The organism is Polaribacter litorisediminis (assembly GCF_019968605.1).
Lineage (GTDB): Bacteria > Bacteroidota > Bacteroidia > Flavobacteriales > Flavobacteriaceae > Polaribacter > Polaribacter litorisediminis.
The window spans coordinates 2,522,447-2,538,828 of the sequence record NZ_CP082966.1 but is presented as its reverse complement, the minus strand read 5'-3'; the positions used below and the strand labels follow the sequence as shown (position 1 = coordinate 2,538,828).

The following is a 16,382-nucleotide window of genomic DNA, read 5'->3' as shown; positions in this document are numbered from 1 at the left end:
TATCTTGGTGTTTACGCTTTTTTGATGCAATTTTTGCGATGAAATTAATAAATAGCTATATAAAAATATTTATGATAATTATATAGGTATTAATTAAGATATTCATAAAATGTAAAAAACAACCTTACATATTTTTATTTATAAGGTCTTTTTGATTTTAAATAGTAAGTTTGATGTTGTTTTTTAAATTTATAATTTAAATATTTTAATATAGTGTTTAAGAAAATCTGATTGCGTTTATTTCTTTTGGCTTGGTTTCTTTTAAAATTAAAACTGAATTTATAAGAAAATATTTTAAAAAGACGAAAATCTTTAAGTTTTGCATAAAAAGAAAATCACGCAACTAAAAAGTTGCGTGATTTATTTTTTATGAATACAATACTAATGCGTTATCTATTATTTGTCTTCATCAATTTCTCTTACTCTTTTACCAGGATAAGCAATAGAACCATGCTCAGAGATATCTAAACCATCTAACTCTACTTGTTCGCTTACACGTAATCCCATAGTTGCTTTTAAGATTGCAAGAACAATAAAAGACAAACCAACAGCCCAAGCAGCGTATGCTAAAACTCCAATAGCTTGTGCACCTAATTGTGCAGCTCCACCACCGTTGAATAATCCAATAGCGGTATCACCATCAACGCCCCAAAGGCCAATCACTAAAGTACCCCATGCACCGGCAACACCGTGTACAGATGCAGCACCAATAGCATCATCAATTTTTAATTTCTTTTCTATAAATTCAATTGAGAATACCACTAAAATACCACCAATTAAACCAGCTAATACAGCACCACCAGAGGTCATATTACCACAACCAGCAGTAATACTTACCAAACCAGCTAATGTACCATTTAAAGTTTGTGCCAAATTTGGCTTTCCGTACCAGATCCAAGTTGTAATTAAAGCTCCTAGTCCACCAGCTGCTGCTGCTAAATTAGTAATTAAAACAACGTTAGAAGCTGCAGTTGCATCAGTACCACCCCAAGCTAATTGAGATCCACCGTTAAAGCCAAACCAACCAAACCAAAGAATAAAAACACCTAAAGTTGCTAAAATTTGGTTATGCCCTGGAATTTCAAATACTTTTCCGTTTACAAATTTCCCAATTCTTGGACCTACCATAAAGGCAGCGACTAAAGCAGCCCATCCACCCACAGAGTGCACAATAGAAGAACCAGCAAAATCTATAAATTCAGCAGGCATAATCCCTTCGGTATCATTTAACCATCCGCCATTCCATTCCCATCCACCAGAAATTGGGTAGATAATCGCGGTCATTACAAGAGAGAAAATAATGTACGTAGAATATTTTGTTCTTCCCGCAATAGCGCCAGATACAATGGTTGCTGTGGTTGCAGCAAACATAGTTTGAAAGAATAAATCTGCGCCTTCACCTTGGAATAAGCCACTCCAGAAGAACCATCCGTTTGAGGTGTCTCCGTACATTAAAGAATATCCTACTAACCAGAATGTGATAGAACCCACACAAATATCAAGTAAGTTTTTCATTGCGATATTTACCGCATTTTTAGATCTTGTCATACCAGATTCTACCAATGTAAAACCTGCTTGCATTAGGAAAACTAAGATACCTGCAATCAGCATCCAAAGCATTCCCATATCTCCGTTTACTTGCTCTAAAACTTTTGCAGCTTCAGTAGCAGGAGTGTCTTGTAATAATGTTAAAAATAAACTCATGTTATATAATTTTAGTTAGTGATAATAGTTTTCTTCTCTTAGAAAGAGTAAACTGCAGCTAATAAGAAAGTACTTAATGATTTGTCTCCAACAAATGCAGCTTCAGATGCAGAATCTAATCTTAATTCAGGGATTATTGTTAAAGAACCAATAGTATAATTACCTGTTAAAGTAGTAGCAAATACGCTAGAATCAGCTACACCCGTTCCAATTGCCCCAAATTCACCATCAGTTTCTTGGAAAAGTTCAGCTCTTAAACCAATTTTAAAACTGTCAGATGTTGCTATTTGTGGATATAAAGCTGCTCCATAGAATCCTGGTGCGTCATCTCCTGAGAAATAAGCTGCATTTACACCTAAAAAGAAAGTTTCTGATAAATCAAAACCACCAGTAAAGTCGATTTCGTAAGCTCCTTGATCATACAAGAAATTGAAATATTGACCAGAAAAACCTAATTGAGCTCCGAAAGCGTAACTACCATTTGGATTAAATTCTGTTGCGTCTGTAGGATTCATAACCGCTAACATTAAAGAAGTATTTTCTGATAAAGCAAAATCTGCCTTTATACCTGTATGGCTAAATGGGCCATAAGAGAATAAATAAGAAGTACTATAGTTAAAGTTTGCAGTTGGAGAAATTACTTCATACCCTAAAAAAGTATTGAAGTTACCCATGGTTAATGTTACACTTTCACTTACTTTCCAATAAGCATATAATTGATTAACTATTTGAGCACTTCCAGAGGGTGATCCAAAAACAGCATCTGCACCTCTTGGTCCATATACCATATCTGCAACAAAACCTACTTTTTCTCCTTCGTATGCAGCAATTAAATTAATCATACCCAAAGCAAACCCTGGTTGGTTAGCAAAAGAACTACCTGGTGCAGTGTCAAAAGTACCTCCACTAATATTGCCTCTAAAATACGTATCAACGCTTCCGCTTAATGTAAATGTTTTTTCTTCTTTCTCTTGCCCAGTCATTACTAAGCTACTTGCTAATAATAAAGTTAAAATAATTTTCTTCATAATTAATGATCTTTAATAATTGTTGTTAATTATTTGTTAATGAATATTCGCCAAATGTATATATTAAATTCAAACTAGCAAGGGGAGTGTTTTTTAGAAAACGATGTAGTTTGATTGTATACCCTCAAAAAAATAGGGGTTAATTTGAGATAAGTCTATTTTTATGCTTTTATGGGGTGCAAAATATTAGGTTCATAAAAAAGGATGCTATAATTTTAAGATATTCATAAAAATGAGTGTTTTCTAAAAAAAAATGTAATTATTGTACTTTTACACTTATGAAATATTCAAAATCTTACCTAATTCACTTACAATTTCTTGGTTTTCGTTTTTCAGGTTGGCAAAAACAAACAAATGCCAAAACTTTGCATGAAATGGTGGATAAATCGCTGTCTTTTGTTTTTGAACATGCTGATTTTAAGACTTTAGGAATTGGCAGAACCGATGCAAAAGTATCTGCAAATTCCTTTTATATGCAGCTTTTTATAAAGGAGGTTTTGGATGAAAGTAACTTTTTAGGCTCTTTTAATTCCAATCTTCCTGGAGATTTTAAGGCAATGTCAATCAAAGAAGTAGCTATAAAATTTAATATAATTCAGGCTTCTAAGATAAAAGAGTATCACTATTACTTTTCTTTTGGTGCTAAAAACCATCCTTTTTCTGCTCCCTTTATTATTGGGTTTTTAGAGAATTTAGATATAGAACAAATGGTAAAAGGAGCAAAATTATTTGAAGGCGAGCATTATTTTCATAAATACTGTACAAAACCATCCGAAGGCACTATTTTTAAGAGAACTATAGACTCTTGCGAGATAGTTGAAAACACTATTTTAACGGCTAATTTTTTTCCTGAGAAAAGTTATGTTCTAAAAGTAAGGGGAAAAGGTTTTTTGAGATATCAAATTAGATTCATGATGGCAACATTGTTTGAGCTAGGGAAAGGGAATCTTGATTTGCAATTTATTGAAACTTCCTTAAAAGAAGATAATGATAGGAAATTTCTGCGAAATATTGCGCCCTCTTCTGGATTGCAGTTATATGATATTGAGTTACAACTGTAGTTTGTAAATACTCCTGCGCAAAGGATTGAAGCCTTTCGACTACGCTCAAGACAGGCTAATGTTTGAGCTCTTTTTTCTTTTTTAGAAAAAAAAGCGAGTGCTGAAAGCCTGACCTGAAAGGTTGCGCCCAAAAGAAAAGAATTGAACCATAAATGATAGCGTGTAGTTGTACTTTTTCGACCAAAGGGAGAGATCGAGTAAAGGTTCATAACTTTGGAACTTTGGTTTATGGGAATTCTCTTAACGTCGAAATGACCCTCTGTGGAGGTTGTTATTTTTTGTAAAATTGCGCCCAAAAAAAATCCCACATAGTTTAGAAAACCTTGTGGGATATGAATGTTCTTATCTTTATGTTATCCTTTGATAACGCCTCTAGAAATTACAATTTTCTGAATTTCTGAAGTTCCTTCATAAATCTGTGTAATTTTTGCATCACGCATTAAACGTTCTACATGATATTCTTTTACAAAACCATTTCCACCGTGAATTTGAACGGCTTCCACGGTTTGTTCCATGGCAACTTTAGAGGCATATAATTTTGCCATAGCAGAAGACATATCGTAATTATTACCTTGATCTTTGTCCCATGCAGCTTTCATAACCATCATTCTTGCCGCTTCAATTTCTGTATACATATCCGCTAATTTAAAGGCAATGGCTTGGTGGTTGCAAATTTCTGTGCCGAATGCTTTGCGTTCTTTAGAGTATTTTAGCGCTAATTCATACCCACCAGCAGCAATTCCTAAAGCTTGTGCGGCAATACCAATTCTTCCGCCTGAAAGCGTTTTCATTGCAAATTTAAATCCGAAACCGTCTTCGCTAATTCTGTTTTCTTTCGGAACTTTTACATCATTAAATTGCAAGGTGTGTGTGTCTGAGCCACGAATTCCTAATTTATCTTCTTTAGGTCCTACGTAAAAACCTTCGGTGCCTTTTTCTACGATAAAAGCATTAATCCCTTTGTGTCCTTTTTCTTTATCTGTTTGTGCAATCACTAAATAAACATCAGCACGTCCGCCACTTGTAATCCAGTTTTTTGTTCCATTGATTACATAATGATCTCCTTTGTCAATGGCTGTTGTAGCTTGAGAAGTTGCGTCTGAACCCGCCTCTGGTTCGCTTAAACAAAATGCGCCAACAAATTCTCCTGTTGCTAATTTTGTTAAATATTTTTGTTTTTGTGTTTCGTTTCCATAAGTTTCTAAACCATAGCAAACTAATGAATTGTTTACAGAAACAATCACGGAAGCAGATGCATCTATTTTAGACAATTCTTCCATTATTAATACATAAGAAATGGCATCCATGCCGCTTCCTCCATATTTTGGATCTACCATAATTCCCATAAAACCTAAATCGCCCATTTTTCTGACCAATTCTTGTGGAAATTCTTGTTTGTTGTCTCTTTCAATAACACCAGGTAACAATTCTGTTTGTGCAAAATCTCTGGCGGCATCACGAATCATGATGTGTTCTTCTGTTAAACTAAAATCCATATTATATTTTTATATTATTCGTAATTTTAAGTGCAAAGATATCGATTTCGTAACATAATTTCATGAGAGTTTTATTATTTTTACGGATATGATTAAAAATCAAACTTTTTCAATAGGAGTCATGTCTGGCACATCTTTAGATGGCGTAGATTTGGTGTATGTTTCTTTTAATCAGAATAATTACACTGATTTTAAAATTATTCATGCAGAAACGATAAAATATTCTAAAGAATGGAAACAACTTTTGCAAAATGCTATTGATTTTTCAGAAGAAGAACTGGCGCGATTAGATATCGATTATGGACGTTATTTGGGTGAAACAGTTCGTCAATTTATAGAAAATGACAAAATTAAAACAATTGATTTTATTGCTTCTCACGGACATACAATTCTGCATCAACCAGAAAAAGGAATTACTTTACAAATTGGTGCTGGCAGAGAAATTACTAAAATCACCCATCAAAAAGTTGTGTGCGATTTTAGAACCCAAGATGTTCAATTAGGAGGGCAGGGTGCACCCTTAGTGCCAATTGGTGATGCGCTATTATTTTCTGAATATGATTTCTGTTTAAATCTTGGCGGATTTTCTAATATCTCCTATGATAAAGAGGGTACAAGAATCGCTTACGACATTTGTCCAGTAAATATTGTCCTAAATTTTTATGTGAATAAATTGGGGTTTGAGTTTGATGATGCCGGAGAAATATCCTCCAAAGGAAATATAAATCAGAAGCTTTTAGGACAATTGAATGCGATTCCCTTTTATCAAAAATCACCTCCAAAATCTTTAGGATTAGAATGGGTTCAAAAAGAAATTTTTCCTTTAATTGATGCTTTAGAAGCCGATATACCATCTATATTAAGAACCTTTGTAGAACATGTTGCCATACAAATTGGAAAGGTTATGTATCAGCATGATGCTGTTTTAATAACTGGAGGAGGTGCTTTTAATTCTTTTTTAATGCAAAGAATTCAGTGGTATGCAAAGAATTCAATTGAAAAACCAGCAAAAGAATTGATTGATTTTAAAGAAGCTTTACTTTTTGCTTTTTTAGGTTTGTTAAAAATCAACAATCAAATTAATTGCTTAAAATCGGTTACAGGAGCTCGTGAAAATCATTCTTCGGGAGTTATTTTTTATCCCTAGTTTTTTCAATTTTCTAAGGGTAAATAGGCTATTTTTACAGGAAATTCGGGTTGAAATTTGATAAAATTCTTTTTCACCTAAAATTTTAAAATTTAATTTTTTTACAGTAAGTTTGTCCAAGGCACTTTCATAAAAATAATAATTCTAAAATTAATTTTAAAAATGAATCAACTTTAGCTTCTTTAATTTAATATTTCGAAGAAAATTGCATAGAAAAATAAGTACTATCAAGTTGAAAAATTATCAAAATTTAGAATGAAAGAATTATTAAAAATATACGAAAATAAACAGCCAGAGATTGTTTTTCATTGGAAAGATCAAGAAACAGAGGCTGAAGGTTGGACCGTGATCAACTCTTTAAGAGGAGGTGCTGCAGGTGGTGGAACCAGAATGCGTAAAGGATTGAATATGAATGAAGTTTTATCCTTAGCAAAAACAATGGAAGTGAAGTTTACCGTGTCTGGACCTGCAATTGGAGGCGCAAAATCGGGAATTAATTTTGATCCAAATGACCCAAGAAAAAGAGGTGTTTTAGAACGCTGGTACAAAGCGGTTACTCCGCTTTTAAAACATTATTATGGTACCGGAGGAGATTTAAATGTCGATGCCGATAAAGATGTGATTCCCATTACAGAAAGTTGTGGTGTTTGGCATCCACAAGAAGGAATTTTTAACGGACATTTTAAACCAACAGAAGCTGATAAAATAAATAGAATTGGTCAATTAAGACTGGGTGTCATAAAAGTACTTGAAGATAAGGAGTTTTCGCCAGATGTATCTCGAAAATATACCGTTGCAGATATGTTAACAGGGTATGGAGTAGCAGAAGCTGTAAAACATTATTATGATATTTACGGTGGTGAAATAGAAGGAAAAAGAGCCATTGTGCAAGGATTTGGAAATGTAGGTTCGGCAGCAGCGTATTATTTAACGCAGTTAGGAGCAAAAGTTGTTGGAATTATAGACAGAGAGGGCGGCTTAATCAATGAAGAAGGTTTTACCATGCAAGAAATGAAGGCTTTATTTTTATCGAAAGATGGAAATAAATTAGTGTCTAAAAACATGATTTCTTTTGAGGAAATTAATAATAAAATTTGGAGTTTGCCCGCAGAAATATTTGTTCCGGCGGCAGCTTCTAGATTAGTTTCTCAAGACCAGGTGCAGCAAATGATAGATTCGGGTTTAGAAGTAATATCTCCTGGAGCCAATGTTCCTTTTGCAGATAAAGAAATTTTCTTTGGTCCTATTATGGAGTATACAGACAGCCATTTAAGCTTATTACCAGATTTTATTTCAAATTGCGGAATCGCACGAGTTTTTGCCTATTTAATGGAATCAAAAATTGATCTACCAATGCAAGATAAAGCCATATTTAATGATACCTCTAGTGTTATTAAAAAAGCATTGCAAAGAACTTTTAAAAAGAGTGCCTCTAAAACAAAAATTTGTTCAACAGCATTCGAAATCGCATTAAAACAACTAATTTAAACTAGGATATATATGGAGTCAGTAATTATTATTGTATTTGTAATGGGGTATTTAGCCATTACTTTAGAACATAATTTAAAATTAGATAAATTAATTCCCGCCTTAATCATGATGGCAGTTTGTTGGGCTTTAGTGGCTCTGGGAGTTGATAATTTTACGAACTGGTTTGATTCCGCCAATCATAGTTTAGTAGATGGTTTTGCCTCTATGGTGCATGCTGATAAATTACATTTAGTAGAAGAAACCTTATTACATCACTTAGGAAAAACAGCTGAAATTTTAGTCTTTCTTTTAGGAGCTATGACGATTGTTGAAATTATTGATTATTTTGACGGTTTTTCTACGATTAAAGGATACGTAAATTTTAAGGGTAAAAAGAAATTATTATGGATGTTTTCCGTATTAGCATTCATTTTATCTGCAATTATAGATAACCTAACGGCAACCATCGTTTTGATTTCAATTTTACAGAAAATTGTAAAAAATAGAGATGAAAGAATTTGGTTTGCGGGTTTAATTATTATCGCGGCAAATGCAGGTGGCGCTTGGTCTCCTATTGGAGATGTAACAACAACAATGCTCTGGATTGGTAAAAAAGTAACCACCTTAAAATTAATTGAGTATTTGTTGCTGCCTTCTTTACTTTGTATGGTAGTTCCTACTTTTATAGCTTCTTTTTTACCTGCCTTTAAAGGTGAAATTGATTTTGATGATGAGGAAAAAGAAAAAGCAAAAAGTCCGCATAGTGCAAGAATGTTGTATTTAGGTTTGGGCGCAATTTTATTTGTTCCTGTGTTCAAAACGGTAACTCATTTACCACCTTATGTAGGGATGATGTTATCTTTAGCAGTGGTTGCTACCTTTGCAGAAATTTATACGAATTCTAAATTCTCTATCTCAAGTATAGACGCAGAGGATGCAGAAGGCCATGCTGCAGGAGCGCAACACAGCCCTGTGCATGCATCACTATCTAAAATAGAGATGCCAAGTATTTTGTTTTTCTTGGGAATTTTAATGGCAGTGGCAGCACTAGAGTCCTTAGGAATTCTTTTTAATTTTGCATCAACTTTACAAGATAGTATACCAATGATGGGTACAGAAATGCATGTAGCAGGTGTTACGGGAGTTTCTGATTTAGTCGTAATGTTATTAGGAGTAGGCTCTGCAATTATAGATAATGTACCTTTAGTGGCAGCTAGTTTAGGAATGTTTTCTGAACCTTTAGATAATGAATTATGGCACTTTATTGCTTTCTCTGCAGGTACAGGAGGTTCTATGCTAATTATTGGTTCTGCTGCAGGAGTGGTGGCAATGGGTATGGAGAAAATTGATTTCTTTTGGTATTTAAAGAAAATATCTTGGTTAGCTTTAATTGGTTTTGTAGTAGGTTCTGCAACGTTTATGGTGACAAGAACTTTATTTTAAAAGGTTGATAATAAAATAGAAAATGTCATTTCACAACGCTTTGAAATGGCATTTTTTTTTAAAATTAAAAACAATATTCTTTTAATAATGAAACAATTTAAGAGAAGAATAGTCGTTAATAAAATAGAATTTAAAAAAATAGCTGCATGACCTCATTTTTTCAAGAAAATCAAGATTTGTTAGAAGAAGCTCTTCAAGAAGAAAAAACATTGTCCATTTATAAATTGATTATGGATGGCGGTTTAGGTGGACAGATCATTATAGCGATTCTTTTTGTGCTATTGGCGGTTGGTTTGTATATTTATTTTGAACGTTTTTTTGCGATCAAAGCAGCATCAAAAATTGATGTAAATTTTATGAATCAAATTAAAGATTATGTTTCTAATGGCAAGTTAGAATCGGCAGACTCTTTATGTAAAAGTAAAAATACACCCACTGCGCGCTTAATTGGTAAAGGAATTTCTAGAATAGGAAAACCTTTAGATGATATTACGAAAGCCATAGAAACTGCGGGTAAGCTAGAGGTATATCAATTAGAAAAAAATGTATCTGTTTTGGCAACGATTGCAGGCGTCGCACCCATGATTGGTTTCTTAGGAACGGTAATCGGTATGATTGTTGCAATCCATGAAATAGCGAACGCTGGTGGTCAAATAGATATTAAGTTGCTTTCAGACGGATTGTATACAGCGATGACAACTACGGTAGCTGGGCTAATTGTAGGGATTATTGCGTATATTACCTATAATCATTTGGTGGTAAGAACCGATAAAGTAGTGTATCAAATGGAAGCCAAATCGGTTGAGTTTTTAGATTTGTTAAATGAACCAGCCTAAAAGAGTTCAAGGTTTAAAGTTTTAGATTCAAAGTTTTAAAGTAGAATCCTAAACCTTAAATATTGAATTTTAAATTTTGAACATAAAGTATGAATTTAAGAGGAAGAAATAAAGTAGATCCAACATTCAATATGTCTTCGATGACAGACATTGTTTTTTTATTGTTGATATTTTTTATGCTTACATCTACTTTAGTTACTGTAAGTGCTATTGATGTTTTACTGCCAAAAGCTGGCGGAAAAACTGAAAACAGTAAATCTGTAGCCGTTACCATTACCAGTAAATCCATTTTTTATATTGATAAAACAGCTGTAAATTCAGCAAGTTTAGAAAGTGAAATTTTAAAAAGTGTGGGTACAGATAAAAAGAAAACGATTATCATTAGAGGAGATAAAGATGTGCCCTATAAAAATGTAATGAAGGTAATCGACATTGCAAACAAGAATAAATTAAAAATGATATTAGCTGTAAAAGGTAATTAAGTCTTTTTAAAATGGTTTTTCAATGCATTGCAATTGATGAAAATAAAATATGTCAATACTAGAAACAAAACATAAAAGAAAATCAGCAGCTATAACAGCCGTTATATTGTTGCTTTTATTGCTTGTGATCTTTAATTATGGAATGACCTATTTAGATCCGCCAGAAGAATATGGTTTGGCTATTAATTATGGGGATTCAGATATCGGTAGTGGGGAGCCCGTAGAAAAAACAAAAAAAGTTGCAGCTCCATTAGTTGAGAAACAACAAATTATCGAGGAAGAGGTTCAGGAAATTCCGAAGGAAATCATCAAAGAAGAAATCATTACCGATGATACTGCCAAAGAGGTTCCTGTTGTTGAAACAAAGGAAACAAAAAAAGAACCCGTAAAGGAAGTTGTTCAAAAAGAAATTCCCAAAGAAAAACCAAAACCAAAACCCTCAAAAGAAACCCAAGAAGCCTTAAATAATTTATTAAATGGCAACGCTTCGGATGGAGCGCCAAAGGGAGAGGGAGACAATCAAAAAGAAGGTGTAAAAGGAAATGAAAAGGGAGATCCTGATTCTAATAAATACTATGGAAATACGGGCAGTGGTTCTGGCGGAAATTACAATTTAGCAGGAAGAAAGGCTTTATCAAAACCCATAGAACAACCTAATTGTGAAGAAGAGGGAATTGTAGTAGTTAGGATTACAGTAGATAAAAACGGAAAAGTAATTAGTGCTGTTCCTGGGATAAAAGGCTCTACAAATACATCGCCATGTTTGTTAAAACCTGCAAGAGAAGCGGCATTAAAAACAATTTGGAATGCAGATAATAAGGCGCCTGTAAATCAAGTAGGAACCATTATTTATAAGTTTTCTTTGGTAAAATAACATACTTTTTGTTTTATTTTTACTCCTCCTGTCATTCCTGCGAAGGCAGGAATCTAATAGCAGAATTATGACATACCAAGAAACAGTAAGTTGGATGTTTGCGCAATTACCGATGTACCAAAGAGCGGGTAAAGTGGCATTCAAAAAAGATTTAACGAATATTATAGCATTTTCTAAAGCGTTAAACTATCCGGAAAAAAAGTTTAAATCCATTCATGTTGGGGGTACCAATGGAAAAGGTTCCACATCGCATATGTTGGCATCCATTTTACAAGAGGCAGGCTATAAAGTTGGTTTGTATACATCGCCGCATTTAAAAAGTTTTACAGAGAGAATTAGAATTAATGGTGATGAAATTCCGAAGCACAAAGTTTCAGCCTTTATAACGAAACATCAAGAATTTTTAGAACATCAAAAATTGTCTTTTTTCGAGATGACAGTCGGATTAGCTTTTGACTATTTTGCTAGTGAAAAAGTAGATATTGCCATTATCGAAGTCGGTTTAGGTGGTCGTTTAGATTCAACAAACATTATAATTCCAGAATTAGCTGTCATCACCAATATAGGATTAGATCATACGCAGTTTTTAGGAGAAACCTTACCAGAAATAGCCTTTGAAAAAGCAGGGATTATCAAAAAAAACATTCCTGTAATTATCGGTGAAAAACAGCCAGAAGTAGAAAAGGTCTTTCATAAAAAAGCAAAAGAAAATAATTCGGTGCTTATCTTTGCCTCTGATGATGATAAAGTTTACCAAACAGATTTGCTTGGAGATTATCAAAAGGCAAATTCAAAAACCGCGGCTACTGCTATAAAGTACTTAAAAGGATTCGAGGTTTTTGAGAAAAATATTATTGCCGGACTTTTAAATGTTGTAAAAAACACAAATTTAAAAGGAAGATGGCAGATTTTACAAGAAAATCCGAGCGTAATTTGTGATACAGCTCATAATACAGAAGGTTTAACGCTAGTATTAAATCAACTTAAGCAAGAGAAATATATTAAATTACACATGGTCTTAGGTTTTGTTTCAGATAAGAAGTTAGAAGACGTTTTACCACTTTTCCCTAAAGATGCAACGTATTATTTTTGCAGGCCAAATATTCCAAGAGGTTTGAATGAAGTTGTTTTACAAGAAAAAGCAGCTCATTTCAATTTAATAGGAAAAAAATATACAACGGTTCAAAAAGCACTTCAGAACGCCTTAAATAATGCAAATCAGGGTGATATGATTTATGTTGGCGGAAGTACATTTGTGGTGGCAGAAATAATTTAAAAAAAAGTTTATTTTTATTTTGGTATACTTAAAATCTGTGTTATATTTGCAACCGCTTAGGGCAATTAGCTCAGTTGGTTCAGAGCATCTCGTTTACACCGAGAGGGTCGGGGGTTCGAATCCCTCATTGCCCACCAAAGTAAATCCTACTAGAAATAGTAGGATTTTTTTGTGTTCAAAAGAATTAAATTCAAGCTGATCAAGGATCAAGGATCAAGGGATCAAGTCAAAAAGTTGTGGGATTTATAATTTAAGCAAAAATGTTAGTAAGTCTAAATAGGGCTTGCTGAAAAACACCTTACATCTATTTAATATTCTTAAAATCAGTTAAATAGGTTCTTATTTTTCATTAAAATCCTTGTTAAAATGCAAAGATTTTATTAACTTACGTTAAATATCTCTGCATTATGATAAATTATATTTCAGAACACCAGTTAAGCATTGAAGGTTTTGCAACACCATTTGAGACGTCGCTTCTGCCAGAAAATCGTTGGGTAAAGTTAGCTCAAATAGTTCCATGGGATACTTTTGCTAGTATTTACATGAGCTTGATGAATACAAAACTAGGTCGACCAGGTATTGCGCCACGCATAGTTTTGGGTGCATTAATCATAAAACACATGGAGAACTTAGACGATAGAGGCGTTATCGCAACGATTCAAGAAAATATTTACATGCAATATTTTATAGGTTTAAAAGGGTATAACCCACATCCTGTTTTTGATCCCTCTTTGTTTGTTGAAATACGTAAACGCATAGGTATAGATAGTTTTGATAAGTTAACCACAGAACTCATAAAGTCAAGTAGTGCCAGTTCAGACAACAAGCATATTGCAAAGAAAAAAGATGAAGATGAGCATCCACCCAACAAAGGGAAACTTCAGATGGATGCTACTGTTGCCGACCAATATATTACCTACCCAACAGATAGTAAACTTTTAAATGCAAGCAGAAAGCAATTAGAAAAAATTATTGACAAACTCTACGCATTATCAGGTAAAAAAGGAACAAAGCCACGAACCTATAGACGTAAAATGAATACCGCTTTTTTAGACTACGCCAAGAAAAAGAGAAAACCGAATGCTGCTCATCGAAAAATGAACCGTAAACTTTTAGAATGTGTTAAAAGAAATCTAAAGCATATCCATAAGCAGCTCGATTATTATGAATCCAAAGGCCAAGCTTTTCCTCTAAGCCACAGAGAACAAAAACTGTTTTGGGTTATTCAAATACTTTATGACCAGCAAAAACAAATGTATGACCTAAAAACAAAAAGTTGTAAAGACAGAATCGTCAGTATTTTTCAGCCACATGTACGTCCTATAGTTCGTGGTAAAACAAATGCCAAGGTAGAATTTGGCTCAAAATTAGGTGTAGATTTAGAAAACGGTTTTGCCAGAATCAATACCCTAAGTTGGGACGCTTATAATGAATCATCAGATCTGATTTCACAAGTAGAAAATTATAAAACTTTACACGGCTATTACCCCGAACTCGTTCAAGTCGATAAAATCTATGCCACACGAGAAAACAGAGCTTGGCTTAAACAAAGAAATATCCGAATAACTGCACCACCACTAGGACGAAAAAGCAAAGAGCAGCTTGAAGAATCCTATTATGAAAAACAAAAACGAAGAAAAGAAGCAGCAGAACGAAACCACATAGAAGGGAAGTTTGGGCAAGGTAAAAACGGCTACAATCTAAATAAAATAAGAGCTCGATTAAAAAATACCTCTGAGAGTTGGATTGCTACAATATTTTTTATTATGAATTTGATACGATACCAAAAAATTAATGTTTTTTGGCTCCAAACTTCAATAAAAATATTAATAAATACAATACTATTGGCTTTTAAAAACATCATAGAGCCGTTACAAATTCAAAATAGAAAATATGACAAACAGTATGTATAAAATCATCTTTAAGTGAATTTTAAATTCCTAGTTTCTCAGCAAATCCTAAATAAGAAGAAATTAATATTTCTAACCCCTCTAAATTGAGCTCTAAAAGCTTTTTGAATTGTTCATTTTATGCTAAAACTGACAAATGTCATTGTTTCTATGTTTTATTTTAAGTATTTTGGGTGCGCTCTTTAACTTTAAAAAAAAAATATGATACAAGATTTAACTCCAGCAGAATGCAATCAACTATTAGCCAAGAACTATATTGGTTATTTAGCATATTGCCATTACGATCAACCTTATATAGTTCCGATTACATATTTTTTTGATTCTAAAAATACAATTATCGGTTATTCAAATGAAGGTCATAAAACGAATGCCATGCGAAAAAATAATAAAGTATCGCTAGGGGTTTCTGAAATAAGGGATGTTAGCAATTGGACCTCTGTTTTATCAAACGGGACTTATGAAGAGCTTTCAGGAGTCAGTGCAAAAAGTAAATTGCACGAATTTACTAGCGGAATTAAAGCTCTAATTCAAGAAAAAGAGGAAGAAAACCTAGATTTTATACAAGATTTTTCAGCTAAAATGAACAAGGAAGAGATTCCGATTGTCTTTAAAATCACCCTTCAGGAAGTAACAGGAAAAAAGAGCGGTGATTAAAAATTATAGGAACTTGTTTTTTAGGAACATAACACAATTTATCTAGCAATAGTTGATTTTTTTATGCGCAAAAGAATAAAGTCTGACTTTTATTTAAAATATGCATTTTTTAGAAGTTCAATTGCACACTTTAAGTCATGAGATGCATCAGTGAGCATAATATCTTAATTAAAATAGAATTTGGATTTTTTGAGCAACAAATTAAAGAATTGGATAAGGAAATTGAATCCTTTTAAAACTTGATTTAAAGGTGTTTAGGAGAGTTCAAAATATCTGACCATAAAACGTTTGGGGATTTTAACTACTACTATAGTTTTTGGAGAAACCAATGGATTTTCATTATATAATGACTACAAAAAATTCGTCTATTTTGTAGGCTATGTTGTAGTTGAAGTGCAATCAGGAATCGGAATAGAAAAAACAACAATAGCAAAAAACAGGAATTCCAGAATTCAAAGATCCTTATCTTTATTATCATTCGTGGTTAATCCATCTGAAGTAAAGCAATTGAAAAATCAACAGAGAGAACGCACAATTTACATGGAATACATATGAAGAAGCTAACATCACAAATTATACTATAAATAACCAAAAATAGCAACCGGAGTTTTATTCTCTTTTCCTTTGAAAAAGGTACAAAAGTTAGCTTCAAAAAAACGAAATAAAACAATAGTAAACTTCTAGTGAATATTCACGATATCTTTTCTTTCTGTTGCCTATAAAGCATAACCAATAATTATACAAATAACAAGGGATTACTCTTTTAGTAAGCTACTGGTTTTTTAAAAATAATTTGATTGTTTATTGTTTTTACAAGTAAGGCTTTTAAAACAATACAAAATATTGGCATTAAGGAGTTAAAAAGCAACGTTATTCGCAGTGAAACGAAAGCTTTTTCTAGTTTGTTTTAAATTTTCTAGAGAACTAAAATTCAGCTACTTTACCTAAAAACTTGTTGTAAAAAGAAGGAGTTTGGTATTCTTAAAGAGTACCTTTGCGAC

At 33.0% G+C, this 16,382-nt stretch carries 14 protein-coding genes and 1 tRNA gene; 12 read left to right on the top strand and 3 right to left on the bottom strand.

Annotated elements, in window-relative coordinates:
• Window positions 1-396: 396 nt before the first annotated feature.
• A complete protein-coding gene (locus tag K8354_RS10865; RefSeq protein WP_223439545.1) occupies window positions 397-1,704 on the bottom strand; it encodes an ammonium transporter in 1,308 nt (435 codons plus the stop codon).
• Window positions 1,705-1,742: 38 nt separating this feature from the next.
• Window positions 1,743-2,732, bottom strand: coding sequence for a porin (locus K8354_RS10860; RefSeq protein WP_223439543.1), 990 nt, complete (start codon window positions 2,730-2,732; stop codon window positions 1,743-1,745).
• 278 nt (window positions 2,733-3,010) lie between these two features.
• Between K8354_RS10860 and K8354_RS10855 the strand changes: the two genes are divergently transcribed.
• The gene (locus K8354_RS10855; RefSeq protein WP_223439541.1) at window positions 3,011-3,793 is read left to right on the top strand and encodes a tRNA pseudouridine synthase A; all 783 of its coding nucleotides are present in this window, start codon (window positions 3,011-3,013) and stop codon (window positions 3,791-3,793) included.
• 353 nt (window positions 3,794-4,146) lie between these two features.
• Here the strand turns inward: K8354_RS10855 and K8354_RS10850 are convergent, their stop codons facing one another.
• Window positions 4,147-5,289: an acyl-CoA dehydrogenase gene (locus K8354_RS10850; protein ID WP_223439540.1), complete on the bottom strand. Its 1,143-nt coding sequence runs from the start codon at window positions 5,287-5,289 to the stop codon at window positions 4,147-4,149.
• 88 nt (window positions 5,290-5,377) lie between these two features.
• On the opposite strand from K8354_RS10850, the gene K8354_RS10845 reads away from it, so the two are divergent.
• The 11 genes from K8354_RS10845 (at window position 5,378) to K8354_RS10795 (ending at window position 15,936) form a co-directional block, all read left to right on the top strand.
• A complete protein-coding gene (locus K8354_RS10845) occupies window positions 5,378-6,436 on the top strand; it encodes an anhydro-N-acetylmuramic acid kinase (RefSeq protein WP_223439538.1) in 1,059 nt (352 codons plus the stop codon).
• Between the two features lie 255 nt (window positions 6,437-6,691).
• Window positions 6,692-7,924 (top strand): Glu/Leu/Phe/Val dehydrogenase dimerization domain-containing protein, encoded by a 1,233-nt coding sequence (locus K8354_RS10840; protein WP_223439536.1) that lies wholly within the window; start codon window positions 6,692-6,694, stop codon window positions 7,922-7,924.
• 12 nt (window positions 7,925-7,936) lie between these two features.
• Window positions 7,937-9,349, top strand: a complete 1,413-nt coding sequence (gene nhaD / locus K8354_RS10835; protein ID WP_223439534.1) for a sodium:proton antiporter NhaD — start codon at window positions 7,937-7,939, stop codon at window positions 9,347-9,349.
• A 146-nt stretch (window positions 9,350-9,495) separates the two neighbouring features.
• Entirely contained in the window at window positions 9,496-10,185 is a 690-nt protein-coding gene (locus tag K8354_RS10830) for a MotA/TolQ/ExbB proton channel family protein (RefSeq protein ID WP_223439532.1), read from the top strand.
• A gap of 89 nt (window positions 10,186-10,274) precedes the next feature.
• Window positions 10,275-10,667, top strand: coding sequence for an ExbD/TolR family protein (locus K8354_RS10825; RefSeq protein ID WP_223439530.1), 393 nt, complete (start codon window positions 10,275-10,277; stop codon window positions 10,665-10,667).
• Between the two features lie 49 nt (window positions 10,668-10,716).
• Window positions 10,717-11,541, top strand: a complete 825-nt coding sequence (locus K8354_RS10820) for an energy transducer TonB family protein (RefSeq protein ID WP_223439528.1) — start codon at window positions 10,717-10,719, stop codon at window positions 11,539-11,541.
• Window positions 11,542-11,608: 67 nt separating this feature from the next.
• Window positions 11,609-12,817, top strand: a complete 1,209-nt coding sequence (locus tag K8354_RS10815) for a bifunctional folylpolyglutamate synthase/dihydrofolate synthase (RefSeq protein ID WP_223439526.1) — start codon at window positions 11,609-11,611, stop codon at window positions 12,815-12,817.
• A 59-nt stretch (window positions 12,818-12,876) separates the two neighbouring features.
• Window positions 12,877-12,954: transfer RNA gene (locus tag K8354_RS10810), tRNA-Val, on the top strand.
• Between the two features lie 270 nt (window positions 12,955-13,224).
• Window positions 13,225-14,730: an IS5 family transposase gene (locus K8354_RS10805; protein ID WP_223439524.1), complete on the top strand. Its 1,506-nt coding sequence runs from the start codon at window positions 13,225-13,227 to the stop codon at window positions 14,728-14,730.
• A 198-nt stretch (window positions 14,731-14,928) separates the two neighbouring features.
• Entirely contained in the window at window positions 14,929-15,381 is a 453-nt protein-coding gene (locus K8354_RS10800) for a pyridoxamine 5'-phosphate oxidase family protein (RefSeq protein ID WP_223439522.1), read from the top strand.
• Window positions 15,382-15,654: 273 nt separating this feature from the next.
• Window positions 15,655-15,936, top strand: a complete 282-nt coding sequence (locus K8354_RS10795; protein WP_367890430.1) for a transposase — start codon at window positions 15,655-15,657, stop codon at window positions 15,934-15,936.
• The last annotated feature ends 446 nt before the right edge of the window (window positions 15,937-16,382 follow it).